The following is a 15,049-nucleotide window of genomic DNA, read 5'->3' as shown; positions in this document are numbered from 1 at the left end:
GCGCAAGACGAGACCTCCCCGCAGCGCGGTAATCCATCCTGTGCCCTACCTGATGCTCGCACCTTCGGTCTCGAGCGCAAGACGAGACCATCTCATAGCAAGTTGAGTTGACCGGCATCGTACCGGCTGCTCGCACCTTCGGTCTCGAGCGCAAGACGAGACCTTCCCGCAGCGCGGTAAGCCATCCTGTGCCCTACCTGATGCTCGCACCTTCGGTCTCGAGCGTAAGACGAGACCGTCTCATAGCAAGTTGAGTTGACCGGCATCTTACCGGCTGCTCGCACCTTCGGTCTCGAGCGCCTCCTTGCGCATCTCCTCCTCCGGCTTTCCCGCCGGGTACTGCCCGTTGAAGCAGGCCAGGCAGACCGGCCCCCCAATGGCCTCGCGCACGCCCTGTTCGCTCAGGAAGGCCAGCGAGTCGGCCCCAATCAGCGCCCGGATTTGTTCGATGGTGTGGGTGGCCGCGACCAGCTCCTTGCGGGCCGCGGTGTCAATGCCGTAGTAGCAGGGGAAGCGGATGGGCGGCGAGGAGATGCGCACGTGCACCTCGGTGGCCCCGGCGTCGCGCAAGAGCTGCACGATGCGCCCCGAGGTGGTGCCCCGCACGATGGAGTCGTCCACCAGCACCACCCGCTTGCCCGCCACCGCAGGGGTGGCGGCGAGCTTGAGCCTCACCTTCAGGTCGCGCATCTCCTGGGTGGGCTGGATGAAGGTGCGGCCCGCGTAGGGGTTCTTGTGCAGGCCAAAGTCGAAGGAGATGCCCGAGGCCCTGGCGTAGCCGATGGCGGCCCCTATCCCCGAGTCCGGCACCGGCACCACCACATCGGCCTGGGCGGGGGCCTCGCGGGCCAGCACCTCGCCCATGCGAATCCTCGAGGCGTGGGCGCCGATGCCGTCGAGCTGGGCGTCGGCCCGGGCAAAGTAAATCCACTCAAAGGCGCAGGGGGTGGGGCAGGGCTCCAGCACCTGCCAGGATTGAAGCTCTCCGGCCTCGACCCAGACCAGCTCCCCTGGCCGCACATCGCGCACGAACGCCGCCCCCATCAACGCCAGGGCCGGGGGTTCGGAGGCAAAGACCCAGCCGCCATTGGGCAGCCGCCCAATCACCAGGGGGCGCACCCCGTTGCCATCGCGCAGGGCCAGCACGGTGTGCCGGTCCATCAGCACCACGCTAAAGCCCCCCTGTAGCTCGCGCATGGCCCGGGCGGTGGCCTCCACCAGGTTGAGCTTGGCGTAGCGGGCAATCAGGTTGATCATCACCTCGGTGTCGTTGGTGGTCTGGAAGACCGCGCCGTGCTCTAAGAGCGCCTGGCGGATTTGCAGGGCGTTGACGAAGTTGCCGTTGTGGGCGATGGCCAGAATGCCCTTGGAGCTGCGCACGTTCAAGGGCTGGGCGTTGAAGCGCAGGTTGGAGCCGGTGGTGGAGTAGCGGGTGTGCCCGATGCCCAGGTTGGCTGCCGGGATGCGCAGGCGTTGCAGGCGGGCCTCGTCGAAGACCTGGGTGACGAGGCCCAGGTCTTTTTCGATAACCAAGTCCTTTCCGTTGGATACGCAAATCCCCGCCGCTTCCTGGCCGCGGTGTTGCAGGGCAAAAAGCCCCAGTTGCAGCAGGTCGGCCACCGGCAGGGGTTCGGGCGACCACAGGCCCAGCACGCCGCACTCTTCATGCAACTCGTCGGGGTCGCTGGCCGGGATGGGAAGGCCGAGAGCCTCGAGCTCTACGGGCTTTGTGGCCTTTGGCTTGGGGCCTGCGTTCACGGCAACACCTCCCGAAGCGGCGTTGCCCAGGCTTTTCGCAGGGCCGCCACGCGCCACTCGAGGCGGGTTTTGGGCAGCAGCAGGGTAAGCCGGTCGCCCCCGACCTGGCCCAGAATCTGGTGGGGCAGTCCGCGCTGCTCGAGCGCCCGCACGGCCTGCTGCAAGCGGGCCGGTTCCACCGTGAAAAGGATGCGGCTGGGGGCCTCGCCAAAGAGCAGCGCATCGGGCCGGGCCGGGCTGCGAACCTCGAGGGTGGCCCCCAGGCCGTAGGGCAGGCACATCTCGGCCAGGGCCACGGCCAGGCCTCCCTCGGCCACGTCGTGGGCGGTCTGCACCCAGACTTGCTCGATGAGCTCGCGGATGGCCGCCTGGGCTCTGGCTTCCTGGGCCAGCTCGAGGGGGGGCGGGCTTCCGGCCTCCTGGCCGTGCACCACCCAGAGGTACTCGGAGGCGCTCAGGTGCCCCTCCGGGCTGCCCACCAGCACCACCAGCTCACCGGCCTTGCGAAAGCCCATCTCGGCGCGGCGCTCGAGGTTCTCCAGAAGCCCCACCACGCCCACCATGGGGGTGGGGGGGATGCGGTAGCTGGGGCCTTCGTTGTAGAGCGAAACATTGCCCGAGACCACCGGCAGGCCCAGGGCCTTCGAGGCTTCGGCCAGGCCCAGAATGGTCTCGGAAAGCTCGAAGTAGCCCTCCGGGGTTTCGGGGTTGCCGCAGTTGAGGCCGTCGGTGTAGGCCAGGGGCCGGGCCCCCACCACGCTCACGTTGCGCGCGGCCTCGGCCAGGGCGTGCATGGCCCCTAAACGGGGGGCCAGCTTGCTGTAGCGGGGGTTGGCGTCCACCTTGACCGCGATGCCCCGCCGGGTTCCCTTGACGCGCAGAATGGCCGCATCGCCCTTGCCGGGCACCAGCACGGTGTTGGTGCCTACCTGGTGGTCGTAGCGCTCGAAGATGGGCGCGCGGCTGCACAGGTTGGGCGAGGCCAGAAGCCGCAGGAGGGTCTCCTCGAGGTTCTGTGGCAGGGGCAGCGGGCTCAGGTCGTGGGCGCGCGCTGCCGCGATGGCGGGGTTTTCCCGGCCTTCGCGCACGTAGGTCGGGGCTTCGGCCAGGGCATGGGTGGGCACTTCGGCTACCGTCTGGCCGCCCGCCACCACGCGAAAGACCGGCTCGGCAATGGTGTGCGCTACCGGCACGGCATCCAGGCCATAGCGGGCCGCGAGGGCCTCGAGGTCTTGTTCCCGGCCCGCGCGCGGCACCAGCACCATGCGCTCCTGCGACTCCGAGAGCATCAGCTCGAGGGGGTTCATCCCCGCCTCGCGCTTTGGAACTAAGTCGAGGTTTAGCTCGAGGCCCAGCCCCGACTTGTGGGCCATCTCCGAAAGGGAAGAGGTGAGGCCCGCCGCCCCCATGTCCTGCACACCTTCCACCAGGTCTTGCCGGATGGCCTCCAGGGTCACTTCCAGGGTTAGCTTGCCCATGAAAGGGTCGCCGACCTGCACACTAGGCCGCTTGGACTCGCTTTCCTCGGAGAGTTCTTCCGAGGCAAAGGCCGCCCCTCCAATCCCGTCGCGCCCGGTTTTGGAGCCCACGTAGTAGACCGGACGGCCCAGCGAGGCCCGGCTTCGCCTGAGCTCATCGGCCCGCAGCAGCCCCACGCACATGGCGTTGACCAGGGGGTTGTCCTGGTAGTCGGGGTGAAAGTAGACCTCGCCGCCCACCGTGGGCACGCCAATGGCGTTGCCATAGTGGGCAATACCCTCCACCACCCCCCGCACCAGGAAGCGGGTGCGGTTGCCTTCGGGGCCTTCCAGCTTGCCAAAGCGCAGCGAGTTGAGCAGGGCGATGGGGCGGGCCCCCATGGCCATGATGTCGCGGATGATGCCCCCCACGCCGGTGGCGGCTCCTTGTACAGGTTCGACGGCGGAGGGGTGGTTGTGGCTCTCAATCTTGAAGGCCACCGCCCAGCCCTCGCCAATATCCACCACGCCGGCGTTCTCGCCGGGGCCTTGCAGCACCGCCGGCCCATCTTTGGGCAGCAGGCGCAGCAGGGGGCGGGAGTTCTTGTAGGAACAATGTTCGCTCCACATCACCTTGAAAAGGTAGAGCTCGAGGCGGTTGGGCTCGCGGCCCAAAAGGCGCACGATTTCCCGGTACTCGTGCAGGGGGACGCCGGTTTCCTGAAGCAGGGGGGGCAGGGTTCCTTCCATCACATGGCCCTCGGGGGATGCCCAATCACTTCCTTGAGGAGCGGGAGCAGCTCCAGATGATTGCCGACCCGGGCGGTGGGCTCGGGCGGCCCGTTGCGGTGGGTGTGTCCGGTGTAGAGCACCGCGTAGGGGTAGCCGGTCTGATAGGCGCCCGCTATGTCGGTGCGGGGGATGTCGCCGATGTGCAAAGCTTCCTGGGGTTTGACCCCCATCTCGTCCAGCGCGGCCAGAAAAGCCTCGGGCCTGGGCTTGACCACCCCGGTTTCGTCGGAGAAGGAGAAGCCACTGAAAAGGTCGTGGAGTTTGTGCCGCCTAAGCTGCTCCCGCAGGATGCGGCCACTGGAGATGCCGGTATCCGAAACAATGCCCAGCCGGTACTGCCGGGCAAGCTGGGGCAGGGCTTCCAGCACCCCAGGGAGGGGAATCAGGCTGCCCTTCAGCCCTGCCTCCACAATGCGCTGGGTGGTCAGGGCGATGTGCCCCTCGTCGTAGGGCAGGCCCAGGTAGCTGAAAATGCGGGTCACGCGGTCGAAAGGGGTCATGACCTGCTCGGCCATCCAGGCCGCGTCGAAGTCGAGGGCGGCCTGCCGCCAGGCGGCCATCACGGCATCCGGCTCGGCGGGAACGCCTGCTTCGGAGGCCGCGTCCATCAGGATCTCGTTGCGCAGGCTTTTGATGGAACCGGCATACTCCGGGCCTTCGGTGAAAAGGGTGCCCCAGAAGTCGAAGGTGATGGCTCGAATGCTCATGCGCTACCTCCTTGGTTTGACCGGCTCAAGCGATGCCCTCGAGAGCTTGCTTCAGGCTAACAAAAAAGGGAAGACCGTCCTCAGAACCCAGAACGCCCTCCACCGCACGCTCGGGGTGGGGCATCAGGCCCAGCACATTGCCCTGTTCGTTCACAATTCCGGCAATATCGTGGAGGGAGCCATTGGGGTTGTACCCCTCCTCCGCTTCCTCCGGTGCGGGGGCGTAGCGGAAAACCACCTGTCGGTTTTGCTCGAGCCGCTCCAGCGTCTCGGCGTCGGCGTAGTAGCGCCCCTCGCCGTGGGCAATGGGCATCTTCAGCACCTGATGGGGCCGGTAGCCGGTGGTGTGGGGCAGGTCGGTACGCTCCACCCGCAGGTAGACGTCCTTGCAGGTGAAGTGCAGGTTGGTGTTGGCCAAAAGTGCCCCTGGCAGCAACCCGGCCTCGGTGAGCACCTGGAAGCCGTTGCAGATGCCCACCACCGGATAGCCCCCTGAGGCCAGCCGGCGTACTGCCTCCATCACCGGCGAGAACTTGGCCAAAGCCCCGGCCCTGAGGTAGTCGCCATACGAGAAGCCACCCGGCAGAATGGCGGCCTGGAAGCCCTCGAGGCTTCTTTCGGTGTGCCAGACCGGCTCGGCTTTGAGCCCGACCAACCTGAGCGCCCAAAGAGTATCCTGGTCGCAGTTGGAGCCGGGAAATTGAATGACCGCGACCTTCATGCCAGTTCCTTGACCGCTTCGACCACGAACACTTCCATCACCGGATTGGCCAGGGCCTTGCCGATGCTGTGGGCGGTGGCCCGGGCTTCGGCCTCGCTACCGGCCTCCACCTCCATCTCCAGCACCCGCCCCACCCGCACGTTCTGGGCCTTGAACTGAAGGCCCTGCAACACACCTTCCACGGCCCGCCCCTGCGGGTCGAGGATGCCGTCTTTGAGCTCAATCAAAAGGGTAATGTGGTATTTCATAAGGGTCTTTTCTCAGGTCGAGGGTTGCGCTTGCAGCACCCGGCGCAGCACCTCTTGATAGGCTTCCTCGACCCCGCCAAGGTCGCGGCGAAAGCGGTCTTTGTCCATTTTTTCGCCCGTACCCATCTCCCACAAGCGCATGGTGTCGGGCGAGATTTCATCGGCCAGCACAATGGCCCGGCCCTCGTCGGTCGGGAGCCGGCCAAACTCGAGCTTGAAGTCAATAAGCTCGAGGTGGCGCTGGGCAAAATATTCCTTTAGCAAGGCGTTCACCTTCAGGGCCAGCTCCTTGATGCGCGAGAGCTCGGGGCCGGTCAGCAGGCCCAAGGCCAGAGCGGCCCCGTCGTAGATCAGCGGGTCGCCCAGGGCATCGTTTTTGAGGGAAAACTCCACCAGCGGGTGGGGCAGCACCCGGCCTTCCTCCACCCCGTAGCGCCGGGAAAAGCTTCCGGCGGCACGGTTGCGTACAATCACCTCCAGCGGCACGATTTCCACCTGCTTCACCAGCATCTCCCGCTCGGAAAGCAGGCGGATGAAGTGGGTGGGAACCCCGTGGGCCTCCAAATAGGCGAACAAGGCCGCCGAAACCTGGTTGTTGACCACCCCCTTGCCGGGAATCTGGGCCCGCTTCTGCCCGTTGAAGGCGGTGGCGTCGTCCTTGAAGTAGACCCGCACCACCCCCCGCTCGGGGCCTGGATACATCACCTTGGCTTTTCCCTCGTATAGTTTTTCCATCTGAACCTCTGAGCGCCGTTGCCTTATGGTACTCCGCTACAGTCCAAAGCGGGCGTAGATGGCTTCTACGTGCCGCAAAAAATAGCCGGGGTCGAAAGCCCGGGCCAGCGCGGCCCCCTTGAGCGGGCAGGCCGGGTCGGCCTCGAGCAGCGCCTGGAAATCCTGCCCCTTTTCCCAGCTTTGCAGGGCGTTGCGCTGCACCACCTCGTAGGCGGTGGTTCGGTCCAAGCCCGACTCAATCAAAAAGCCCAGCACCCGCTGGGAGTAAACCAAACCCCGGGTCAGGTGCAGGTTGCGGCTGATGTGCTCCTCGAAGACCACCAAGCCCTTCAGAACCCGCTCGAGGCGGCGCAGCATGTAGTGGGCTAAGGTGGTGGAGTCGGGCAGAATGACCCGCTCGACCGAGCTGTGCGAGATGTCGCGCTCGTGCCAGAGGGCCACGTTCTCCAGCTCGGCCTGGAGGTTGCTGCGCAGGAGCCGGGCCAGCCCCGAGATGTTTTCCAGGGCCACCGGGTTTTTCTTGTGGGGCATGGAGGAGGAGCCGGTCTGCTTGTAGCTGAAAGGCTCCTGCACCTCCAGCACCTCGGTGCGCTGGAGGTGGCGCAGCTCCACCGCGATGCGCTCCATGTTGGCCCCCAGAATGGCCAGCGCACTCAAAAGCGCGGCATGGCGGTCGCGCGGCACCACCTGGGTCGAGACCGGCTCAATCTGAAAGCCCAGCCGCTGGGCCACCCAGGCTTCAATGGCGGGCTCGAGGTGGGCATAGTTCCCCACCGAGCCCGAGAGCATGACAATCCGGATGCCCTCGCGGGCTTTTTTCAGGCGCTCGCCATCCCGCAACAAGGCCGCATAAAACGACAAAAAGCGCAGGCCAAAGCTGGTCGGCTCGGCATGCACGCCGTGGGTGCGCCCCACCGCGGGCAGGTGCTTGTAGCGGACGGCCAGGCTTTTGAGGGCCTCCTGAACCTGGGCCAAGGCGGGCTCGAGCAGGCTTAGGGCCTCGTCCAGCAGGACGTTTTGGGCGGTGTCCACCACATCGGTGCTGGTCAGGCCCAGGTGGAGCCAGCGGGCCACCTCGGCGTCGCCGGTCCACTCGGTCAGGGCCCGGGTAAAGGCCACCATGTCGTGCCGGGTCTCGGCTTCTATTTCGTCGACCCGCTGGGCAAAGGCGGCGTCAATCGGCTTGCGCTCGAGGGCTTCGCGCAGGCGCAGGGCCGTTCCTGGCGGAACCTGCCCCAGGCGTTCCCAGGCTTCCAGGGCCAGGATTTCCACCTCGGCCCAGGTCTGGTACCGGCGGGCCTCGCTCCACAGGGCCTGCATCTCGGGGGTTTGATAGCGTTCAATCATGCTTTTTTATCCATAACAAAGCGACCAACCGCCCGACCGGGTGACAGGCTTTGGCTACACCTCTCCGTTTTAGGGTAGGGGAGATGAGGTAGGGTTGTTTCACACGGAATCCCTTGCTCTTCATGGCCTCACAGGACCATCTGGTGAGCAACGTCAAGAGAGTATCACGCCGAACATGTGGGGGCAACCTGCGTCCTGGGTTGATGGTCACCGCTTGTGCAAACCAGGTAGGGAATAGCGTTTTGCCTGGGGGTCTATCGTGGTGATGGATTGCTTTGTTTTCATCATGACGGTTTAGTATTTTCCATATGGTTCGCGCGGTTTTGTTCGATGTGGGCGATACCCTGATTCTGGGACACCCTAAGTTCTGGCTCTGGCCCATTCTGGAAGCCAAAGGAATCGCCCAAAAAGCCGACCTATCCCGGCTCCCCAGGGCAACTCAAGACGCTTACGAACACTATTCAGCCCACCACATGAGCGCTACCGACGAGGCAACGGCGCTATCGTTCTGGCGGGCCTTTCACTGGGAGGTCATGAACGGAATCGGGCTGGGTGAGTACGCCGACGAGGTGGCCGATTACCTCAAGGAACACTGGCAAAGCCCCCATGTCTGGCCCATTACGCCCGGGGCCAAAGAGGTGCTGGCGGCGTTGCGCAACGGTGGTTTCAAGCTGGGGGTGGTATCCAACTGGGACTGGACGCTGCCGGGGGTTTTACGGGCTACGGGCCTGGCCGATTTTTTTGACTACATCGGGGTTTCGGCACTGGAAGGGGTGGCCAAGCCTGACCCGCGTTTTTTTGAAATTGTGCTGGGGGAGTTGCAGGTTGAACCCGCGCAGGCCATCCACGTGGGCGACTCCGAAGACGACGTAAAGGGCGCCCTGGCAGCCGGGGTAAGGCCCATTCTGTTCGACCCCTACAAACAAAACCCCAATGCTATTGGCGACCTAGCATGGGTGGTGGAATACGCCACGGGGCGGGCTGATTGGTTGTAGCACTCAGCCCTTGACGTATCCCTCTTGACGCAACAAACTGGCCTACATGAGCGTTCGCAAAGCCATTTGGGGCCAGAACTTCGAGGCCATCGAGCAGAACCTGACCGAGGTTGACCCCGATCTCTATGCCTACATCCGCGATTTCGCGTACGAGGAAGTGCTGGCCCGCCCTGGCCTCGACCTGAAAACCCGTGAACTGCTGGCCATTACCAGCCTGATTGCCCTGGGAGCGCCCAAGGAAATTGCCACCCATCTGGACGGGGCCCTGCGCAACGGCGCCACCGAGCAGGAAGTGCGCGAGACCATCATTCAGTCGGCGCTGTTTGTGGGCTTTCCCAATGCCCTGGGGGCCATGAAAACCTTTCATGCCTTGCTGCGCAAGCGCCACGCGGCGGAGGTGTGATGCAGCCCTGTGTGCTGGTGCTGCCGCTGGATCGGCCCCAGCACCGCATCTTGCTGGGATTCAAGAAGGCTGGTTTTGAGGCAGGCCGGTATGGGGGTTTTGGGGGGAAGCTCCAGGCCGGTGAGACCCTGGTTGTGGGTGCTGTGCGGAAGCTTCGGGAGGAGTCCGGCCTGCTGGCCAGGCCGCAAAACCTCTGGTATGCGGCCCATCTGGAGTTTTTGTTTCCCGCTTGCCCAGATTGGAACCGCACTGTGCACGTGTTCCGCCTCGAGTTCTGGGAGGGCGAGCCCCAGGAGTCGCGCGAAGTCCGGCCCCAGTGGTTTGGCTTCGACCAACTCCCCTTTGAGCAGATGTGGGCCGACGCTCCTTACTGGCTGCCCCAGGTGTTGCTAGGTAGCCGGCCAAGGATGCGCTTCACCTACCGCCCGGATAATCAGCGCGTGAAGCTGGCCGAGGAACTCGAGGGAGAGTAAAAGCCTCATGGGGTTTTTCCCAGCCTGCCGGCGAGCCGCTGTCGCATCAGCAGGGCCTGTCTGGCCACCTCGCGCAGGTGCAGCACCCAGCCAAAGCGGGGTCGCATCAGGTAGGGGATTGAGACATCCTGGGGGCCATACTTGCGCTTGTAGTTGGCCAGCCCCACCAGATCGTAGGTGTGTACGCCCCTGGCTTTCCACTTGCGCATGGCGTACCAGTCTACGATCTCGTTGGGCCGCCAGTGGTTTTCGTCGGGCCAGCTCGCACTGCCCCAACTGTAGAGATAGCCCCTGTAGGCCAGAAAGATGGCGGTTGCGATGCACTTGCCGGTGGGGGTACGCACGCGCAGCAGCATCAGGTTCCCGGTGGGTTGCAGGTGCTTTATGAGCTGCTGTACCCGCTCGAGCGAGTAGGTGGGTGCCAGCGAGGCCTTGGCAAAAACCGCTCTTAGCTGGGCATGGTAGTCCTGGGCAAAGTCCGGATCGCTGGCTTCTTCGATGACCAGGCCGTTTTTTTCCGCTTTGCGGATTGAAGCCCGGCAACTGCGGCTCATATTGCCCCACAGGGTATCTTCGTCCTGGCGCAGGTCAATCTCGTAGGTGATGAAGGCGCTCTGGGTGTAGCCGGGCGTGATCTGATTGGCTGAAAGATAGCGATCGACCAGTTCCAGGTGTACGCAGCCCAAGTCCCTGAAGGCAAAATTTGCCAGGGCCTCCAGATAGCGGGTACGGGCGATGCCCTCTGGCAGGTTGAAGCCCATGTAGGAGGTTGTCCAGCCCTTGAAGGGGCTTCCCAGGATCTTGAGCCCATATTTGTGGAGGAGGGCCCCGGTGAAATAGCCAATGCTCTGGCCGTCTTCCCGGATGGCGGCCACTACCGGCTGGGCGCCCTGGGTATGGCGGAGGAACTCGAGCCAGGGTCGGGTCTGAAAAAGAACCCGATCTGGAAAAGCCTCGAGGGCCTCCCAGGGAACCTGCTCGAGCGACAACCGCTGAAAAGAAATCATCGGATCCTACCTGAAGTATAGCGCCCGGGCGTTGTGCTTACGGTTTGGATCAGGCCACAAGCGCTCAGCCGGGCAGGCCCTCCCCGAAGACCCAAGCCCGCCGCACCGTTTAGTTTCCGCCATTCGTTGCCTTTGCCGGAGGCGCCAGAGCGGCGTTTCCCTAGGGTGGTCAAAAACGACAAGAGTTGACTTTTGCCCGCAGGCTGTGCTAACCTTCGGTGTCCCCCTCAAACCAGCCGGTTTTAGTTGGACATCAGGAGTAGTAGATGAACAAAGGTACTGTTAAGTGGTTCAACGCGGAAAAAGGTTACGGTTTTATTGCCCAGGAAGGCGGCCCCGATGTGTTTGTGCACTTCACGGCCATCCAGGGCCAGGGCTTCAAGAGCCTCAACGAGGGGGATCGCGTAGAGTTCGAGATCGAACCCGGTAAAAATGGCAAGGGCCCTCAAGCCAAGAACGTAAAAGTGGCCTAATAGTTCCGCAAGCCAAAGCTCCCCAACCACCGGGGAGCTTTTTTGCAATGAATCCAAATACAAGATTGAAAACTCCGGGATTGGTTTGTCGTATACTGCTTTCAATAAAACCCCGGCCAGCAAGGAGTCCCTATGACAGAAGAACAGCATCTGCGCGAGTACACCAAAGCCCTAAAAGCCCGGCTGCCCCGCCACTTTTTTGAGCCCGTTCCGGCCCGGCTGGTTTATCTGCCGGTATTCCTGGGCTTGTTTGGCCTGTGCGCCTGGGGCATCGTGGCGACCCCCTATGTCTTGCTCAAACTGCTGCTGTCGCTGGGCGCCGGGTACTCGTTCATCGGCATGGGGTTCCTGGCCCACGAGATTTTGCATGGCGCGGTGACCAAGAACCCTATTGTGCGTTCGGTGGCCGGAACCATTGCGTTCTTGCCGCTAATGGTGGGCGCTAGGCTTTGGCGCAAGTGGCACAACGTGGAACATCACGGCCATACCCAGCACCCCGAGGACGACCCCGATGCCATGGGTGCGCTCGAGTCGGCCATCCAGAGACCTTTTGTGAAGTGGATGTTCCGTCAGGTGCCGGCGCTGCGCAGCTTTTTCCTGTTTTTCTCCTTTAGCTTCTGGTTCACCTTTCACGCCCACATGATGCTCCGGCGTTTTCTGCCCGACTTCAAGCCTGCCGAGCGCCCCATCGTACTCTTTCAAGCCGTGCTGCCGATGCTGGTCTGGCTCCTGGTGCTGCTCTGGGTAGGGCCCCTTAACTTCCTGTTTGTGTTTGTGTTGCCCTGGCTTATGGCAAACTTCATTGCCATGAGCTTTATTGCCACCAACCACCTCCTCAACCCCATCACCGAGACCAACGACCCCCTGCTGAACAGCCTGACCGTGCGCAACCCGCGGTGGCTCGAGTGGCTTACCCTGGGCTTCGGCTATCACATTGAACACCATGTGTTTCCCGCGCTGTCCCCAAAGTATGCCCATCTGGTGGCGCAAAAAATCAAGGAATTGTGGCCCGAGCGCTACAACGAGCTGCCCCACTGGAAAGCCCTGTACTACCTTTGGAAAACCCCTCGCCTGTACCGCGACCACCGCAACCTGATCGAGCCAACCACCGGCCTGGTCTTTGGAACCCTGGGATTTGGGCTGGATGATGGCAAAATAAGACAGGCTGGCTTAATAAAGAAGAAACCTAATCGAAAAGGCCTCAGTCAGTCTGAATACTGACCGCGCTCTCCATCGAATACCCGTTGCAGCCGTTTTTTGCTGTGCCGGGTACATTCCAACTTTGGGGCGTAGAAGCAACTTTTGGAGTGGGAGGTGGGTCTTTACCAGCCTCACCGCCCAGGCTATGCAGAGTGGTCAAGAAAGTTTGGTCTGTGTGGTCGGGGAGGGGTTATGGGACTCCAACACCGACCCCCACCCCAGACCGCGGCTTTTTTGCTACGGTTTGCAACGGGTTCAAGCCAGGTTGGTGTCGCCACCTAAGGCGCAAGGGTGGGAAGCGCGAGGCCCTCCAAAACAGAACTCCTCGGTTCGGCCCCATTGGGTGATGCCGCAAGGCAAGCTTCAAAACGATCCGGGTAGGTATTTGTTTGAATCCAGGAGCACTCCCTTTTCAAGGCTGCGCGGGTAAGTCGGGTTGTAGCGCACTTGAGCTAATCGAACTCGAGGAAGCTTTGTCCTTTCGCCCGGACGGGCAGCAGGGTCTGTGAAGAGGGCGACGATTCGCCACCAAAAGCCGACAAACGCACCAAATCGGGTCTTGCCCCTCGTTGGGACTGGCATCACCCTCGCAGATTTCTACCCAACTTGAAAGGTGGTGTGCTTGGCTTTATGGTCGGGCTCAACGTGAATGGTGGTGTGAACCCCGTCGAGCCGCGCCTTGAGGGCATTCTCGAGGCGATCGCAAATCTGATGGGCCTGCTCCACCGAGGTGCTTCCGGGTACCACCAGGTGAAACTCCACAAAGGTGCGAGGCCCTGCGCGACGGGTTCGCAGATCGTGGATCTCCAGCACCTTTCCATCGGCAACCAGGCCCTCGAGGGCATCGTTGAGGGCGCTGCGTATGTCGGCCAGCTCATGCTCGGGGATGGCCTCATCCATCAGGCCGCCCACAGAATCCCGCACCAGGCGCCAGCCCACCCACAAGATATTGATGGCGACTGCAATGGCCAGCAAGGGGTCGAGCACCCACCAGCCGCTCAGCCAGGCCAACCCTATGCCCACCAGCACCCCCACCGAAGTCAGAACATCGGTCAGGGTGTGCTGCCCATCGGCCACCACAGCCGGTGAGCGCGCCTTGCGCCCGCTGCGGATCAGGAACCAGCCCAACAGGGCATTGAGGCCCGAAGCAACCAGCGATACCAGCACTCCCGTGCCGAGTTCGGCGATGGGCTCCGGTTTTAATAGCCTGGGCCAGGCTTCATGCACGATCGCCAGGGCCGCCAGCACAATCAAGACCCCCTCCAGCACTGCCGAAAAGTATTCGGCCTTGGTGTGCCCGTAGGGGTGGTTGCTGTCGGCGGGGCGGCGTGAGACCAGCACCGCAATCAGGGCGGCTCCCGCGGCCACAATATTCACGACCGACTCCAGCGCATCGGAATAGAGGGCCACCGAGCCGGTCAGGGTGTAGGCCAGCCACTTCAAGCCAAACACCACCCCCGCGACCACGAGGCTCAGGGTGAGGGCACGGATGGGGGTCATTTTCGGCAAGCGCCCCAACCGCAATAAGCCCCACAGGGACGTTTGTGGCGGGGGATGGTCGTATCTGTGTGTTTCATGGCGCCGGGTTTTGTAACCCTACAGCGACCCGCCGTTAACTATAAATCGGCCAGCCTGAGGCCGAAAGTCCCACAGGAAAAAGCTCCCTTTGCAGGGAGCCTTCGAGCGTCGGGAACATTACGACTGTTGGGCGGTGCTGGTGCTGATCTTGATGCTGGGCCCCATGGTGGTGGACAGGTAAACCGAGCGCAGGTAGGTGCCCTTGGCGCTGTCGGGTTTGGCGCTTTCCACCGCCTTGATAAAAGCCCGCACGTTTTCGGCGATTTTCTCGGGAGCGAAGCTGGCCTTGCCCACAGGGCCGTGGACAACGCCGGTTTTGTCGTTGCGGAACTCGATGCGGCCCGCCTTGATCTCGCGCACCATCTCGCCAATGTTGAAGCCCACCGTGCCCGCTTTGGGGTTGGGCAACATGCCCTTGGGGCCCAGGATACGGCCCAGCTTGGAGCCCACCGCCCCCATCACGTCGGGGGTGGCCACCACCGCATCGAAGTCGGAACGGCCATCCAGGATTTCCTGAATGATTTCTTCGCCTGCGGCGATGTCGGCCCCGGCTTCGCGGGCTTCGGCAATTTTGTCGCCCTTGGCGATGGCCAGCACCCGGACGCTGCGGCCTGTCCCGTGGGGCAGGGCTACCGTGGAGCGCACGTTCTGGTCGGACTTCTTGGCGTCAATCCCCAGCTTGACGTGGACTTCGACGGTTTCGTCGAATTTGGCGCTTCGGATTTGGGGAATCAGGGCAGCCGCCTCTTCAACCGAGTAAACCTTGTTCAGGTCTACCTTTTCCAACAGGGCGCGGTAACGCTTGCCGTGCTTAGGCATGGGGCACCCCCGTCACTTCCACACCCATGGCGCGGGCCGAACCCGCGATCTGGCGGGCCGCGGCTTCCACATCGTTGGCGTTCATGTCGGCCATCTTCTGCTTGGCAATCTGAAGGCACTGCTCCCAGGTGAGCTTACCTACCTTTTCACGCCCGGTCTTGCCCGAACCCTTTTCGATGCCGGCGGCCTTGCGAATCAGGTAGGAGGCCGGAGGGGTCTTGGTGACGAAGGTGAAAGAGCGATCGGAGTAGATGGTGATCTCCACGGGCACAATGGCATCGCCCATGTTGGCGCTGGCCGCGTTGAACTGCTTGACGAACTCCATGATGTTGGCCC

16 protein-coding genes are annotated in these 15,049 nt (G+C 63.0%); 5 read left to right on the top strand and 11 right to left on the bottom strand.

All coding sequences use genetic code 11. The features are described 5' to 3' along the window. Positions 1 to 267 precede the first annotated feature (267 nt). Genes purF through purB form a run of 7 tightly spaced genes read right to left on the bottom strand, consistent with a single transcriptional unit; the run spans position 268 to position 7,765 of the window. On the bottom strand, positions 268 to 1,695 hold the full coding sequence (purF, locus tag NZN28_RS11200) for an amidophosphoribosyltransferase (protein ID WP_295398219.1): 1,428 nt from the start codon (positions 1,693 to 1,695) through the stop codon (positions 268 to 270). 59 nt (positions 1,696 to 1,754) lie between these two features. Further along, a complete protein-coding gene (purL, locus tag NZN28_RS11195; protein ID WP_295398217.1) occupies positions 1,755 to 3,965 on the bottom strand; it encodes a phosphoribosylformylglycinamidine synthase subunit PurL in 2,211 nt (736 codons plus the stop codon). After that, complete coding sequence (locus NZN28_RS11190) at positions 3,965 to 4,714, bottom strand: HAD family hydrolase (protein ID WP_295398216.1); 750 nt, start codon at positions 4,712 to 4,714, stop codon at positions 3,965 to 3,967. Before NZN28_RS11190 ends, purL begins: the two co-directional genes overlap by 1 nt. 25 nt (positions 4,715 to 4,739) lie before the next feature. Next, positions 4,740 to 5,435, bottom strand: a complete 696-nt coding sequence (gene purQ, locus NZN28_RS11185) for a phosphoribosylformylglycinamidine synthase subunit PurQ (RefSeq protein WP_295398214.1) — start codon at positions 5,433 to 5,435, stop codon at positions 4,740 to 4,742. Next, the gene (purS, locus tag NZN28_RS11180) at positions 5,432 to 5,683 is read right to left on the bottom strand and encodes a phosphoribosylformylglycinamidine synthase subunit PurS (protein WP_295398212.1); all 252 of its coding nucleotides are present in this window, start codon (positions 5,681 to 5,683) and stop codon (positions 5,432 to 5,434) included. The genes purQ and purS overlap by 4 nt, the downstream gene beginning before the upstream one ends. A gap of 12 nt (positions 5,684 to 5,695) precedes the next feature. Then, entirely contained in the window at positions 5,696 to 6,418 is a 723-nt protein-coding gene (gene purC, locus NZN28_RS11175; RefSeq protein WP_295398210.1) for a phosphoribosylaminoimidazolesuccinocarboxamide synthase, read from the bottom strand. Positions 6,419 to 6,454: 36 nt separating this feature from the next. Next, complete coding sequence (purB, locus tag NZN28_RS11170; RefSeq protein ID WP_295398208.1) at positions 6,455 to 7,765, bottom strand: adenylosuccinate lyase; 1,311 nt, start codon at positions 7,763 to 7,765, stop codon at positions 6,455 to 6,457. Between the two features lie 308 nt (positions 7,766 to 8,073). On the opposite strand from purB, the gene NZN28_RS11165 reads away from it, so the two are divergent. From NZN28_RS11165 to NZN28_RS11155, 3 genes are read left to right on the top strand one after another with little or no spacing between them, the layout of a single operon-like run. After that, complete coding sequence (locus tag NZN28_RS11165; protein ID WP_295398206.1) at positions 8,074 to 8,760, top strand: HAD family hydrolase; 687 nt, start codon at positions 8,074 to 8,076, stop codon at positions 8,758 to 8,760. Positions 8,761 to 8,806: 46 nt separating this feature from the next. Then, positions 8,807 to 9,163 carry a carboxymuconolactone decarboxylase family protein gene (locus NZN28_RS11160; RefSeq protein ID WP_295398204.1) on the top strand — a complete coding sequence of 119 codons (357 nt, stop codon included), beginning with the start codon at positions 8,807 to 8,809 and terminating at the stop codon, positions 9,161 to 9,163. Next, positions 9,163 to 9,636: an NUDIX domain-containing protein gene (locus NZN28_RS11155; RefSeq protein ID WP_295398202.1), complete on the top strand. Its 474-nt coding sequence runs from the start codon at positions 9,163 to 9,165 to the stop codon at positions 9,634 to 9,636. The genes NZN28_RS11160 and NZN28_RS11155 overlap by 1 nt, the downstream gene beginning before the upstream one ends. A gap of 5 nt (positions 9,637 to 9,641) precedes the next feature. On the opposite strand, the gene NZN28_RS11150 is transcribed toward NZN28_RS11155, so the two are convergent. Continuing rightward, the gene (locus NZN28_RS11150; RefSeq protein WP_295398200.1) at positions 9,642 to 10,643 is read right to left on the bottom strand and encodes a GNAT family N-acetyltransferase; all 1,002 of its coding nucleotides are present in this window, start codon (positions 10,641 to 10,643) and stop codon (positions 9,642 to 9,644) included. 266 nt (positions 10,644 to 10,909) lie between these two features. On the opposite strand from NZN28_RS11150, the gene NZN28_RS11145 reads away from it, so the two are divergent. Together NZN28_RS11145 and NZN28_RS11140 are read left to right on the top strand one after the other, a co-directional pair. Next, positions 10,910 to 11,116 (top strand): cold-shock protein, encoded by a 207-nt coding sequence (locus tag NZN28_RS11145; RefSeq protein ID WP_119340863.1) that lies wholly within the window; start codon positions 10,910 to 10,912, stop codon positions 11,114 to 11,116. Between the two features lie 132 nt (positions 11,117 to 11,248). Then, the gene (locus NZN28_RS11140; protein ID WP_295398196.1) at positions 11,249 to 12,337 is read left to right on the top strand and encodes a fatty acid desaturase; all 1,089 of its coding nucleotides are present in this window, start codon (positions 11,249 to 11,251) and stop codon (positions 12,335 to 12,337) included. Positions 12,338 to 12,913: 576 nt separating this feature from the next. On the opposite strand, the gene NZN28_RS11135 is transcribed toward NZN28_RS11140, so the two are convergent. The 3 genes from NZN28_RS11135 to rplK form a co-directional block, all read right to left on the bottom strand. Next, the gene (locus tag NZN28_RS11135) at positions 12,914 to 13,816 is read right to left on the bottom strand and encodes a cation diffusion facilitator family transporter (RefSeq protein ID WP_295398195.1); all 903 of its coding nucleotides are present in this window, start codon (positions 13,814 to 13,816) and stop codon (positions 12,914 to 12,916) included. Between the two features lie 195 nt (positions 13,817 to 14,011). After that, positions 14,012 to 14,713, bottom strand: coding sequence for a 50S ribosomal protein L1 (rplA, locus tag NZN28_RS11130; RefSeq protein ID WP_295398193.1), 702 nt, complete (start codon positions 14,711 to 14,713; stop codon positions 14,012 to 14,014). After that, on the bottom strand, positions 14,706 to 15,049 hold a 344-nt coding region (rplK, locus tag NZN28_RS11125; RefSeq protein WP_295398191.1), incomplete at its 5' end, for a 50S ribosomal protein L11. The genes rplK and rplA, both read right to left, overlap by 8 nt.

Origin of the sequence: Meiothermus sp. (assembly GCF_025056915.1) — a bacterium.
In the GTDB taxonomy this organism is placed as follows: domain Bacteria; phylum Deinococcota; class Deinococci; order Deinococcales; family Thermaceae; genus Meiothermus.
Note: the sequence above shows the minus strand (reverse complement) of the source record. Positions and strands in the feature narration are given on the sequence as shown.

What these genes read in the sequence shown, in the direction of transcription:
- purL (WP_295398217.1), bottom strand. Translation starts at nt 3,965, where the DNA reads ATGGAAGGAACCCTGCCCCCCCTGCTTCAGGAAACCGGCGTCCCCCTG.
- NZN28_RS11190 (WP_295398216.1), bottom strand. Translation starts at nt 4,714, where the DNA reads ATGAGCATTCGAGCCATCACCTTCGACTTCTGGGGCACCCTTTTCACC.
- purQ (WP_295398214.1), bottom strand. Translation starts at nt 5,435, where the DNA reads ATGAAGGTCGCGGTCATTCAATTTCCCGGCTCCAACTGCGACCAGGAT.
- purS (WP_295398212.1), bottom strand. Translation starts at nt 5,683, where the DNA reads ATGAAATACCACATTACCCTTTTGATTGAGCTCAAAGACGGCATCCTC.
- purC (WP_295398210.1), bottom strand. Translation starts at nt 6,418, where the DNA reads ATGGAAAAACTATACGAGGGAAAAGCCAAGGTGATGTATCCAGGCCCC.
- purB (WP_295398208.1), bottom strand. Translation starts at nt 7,765, where the DNA reads ATGATTGAACGCTATCAAACCCCCGAGATGCAGGCCCTGTGGAGCGAG.
- NZN28_RS11165 (WP_295398206.1), top strand. Translation starts at nt 8,074, where the DNA reads ATGGTTCGCGCGGTTTTGTTCGATGTGGGCGATACCCTGATTCTGGGA.
- NZN28_RS11160 (WP_295398204.1), top strand. Translation starts at nt 8,807, where the DNA reads ATGAGCGTTCGCAAAGCCATTTGGGGCCAGAACTTCGAGGCCATCGAG.
- NZN28_RS11155 (WP_295398202.1), top strand. Translation starts at nt 9,163, where the DNA reads ATGCAGCCCTGTGTGCTGGTGCTGCCGCTGGATCGGCCCCAGCACCGC.
- NZN28_RS11150 (WP_295398200.1), bottom strand. Translation starts at nt 10,643, where the DNA reads ATGATTTCTTTTCAGCGGTTGTCGCTCGAGCAGGTTCCCTGGGAGGCC.
- NZN28_RS11145 (WP_119340863.1), top strand. Translation starts at nt 10,910, where the DNA reads ATGAACAAAGGTACTGTTAAGTGGTTCAACGCGGAAAAAGGTTACGGT.
- NZN28_RS11140 (WP_295398196.1), top strand. Translation starts at nt 11,249, where the DNA reads ATGACAGAAGAACAGCATCTGCGCGAGTACACCAAAGCCCTAAAAGCC.
- NZN28_RS11135 (WP_295398195.1), bottom strand. Translation starts at nt 13,816, where the DNA reads ATGACCCCCATCCGTGCCCTCACCCTGAGCCTCGTGGTCGCGGGGGTG.
- rplA (WP_295398193.1), bottom strand. Translation starts at nt 14,713, where the DNA reads ATGCCTAAGCACGGCAAGCGTTACCGCGCCCTGTTGGAAAAGGTAGAC.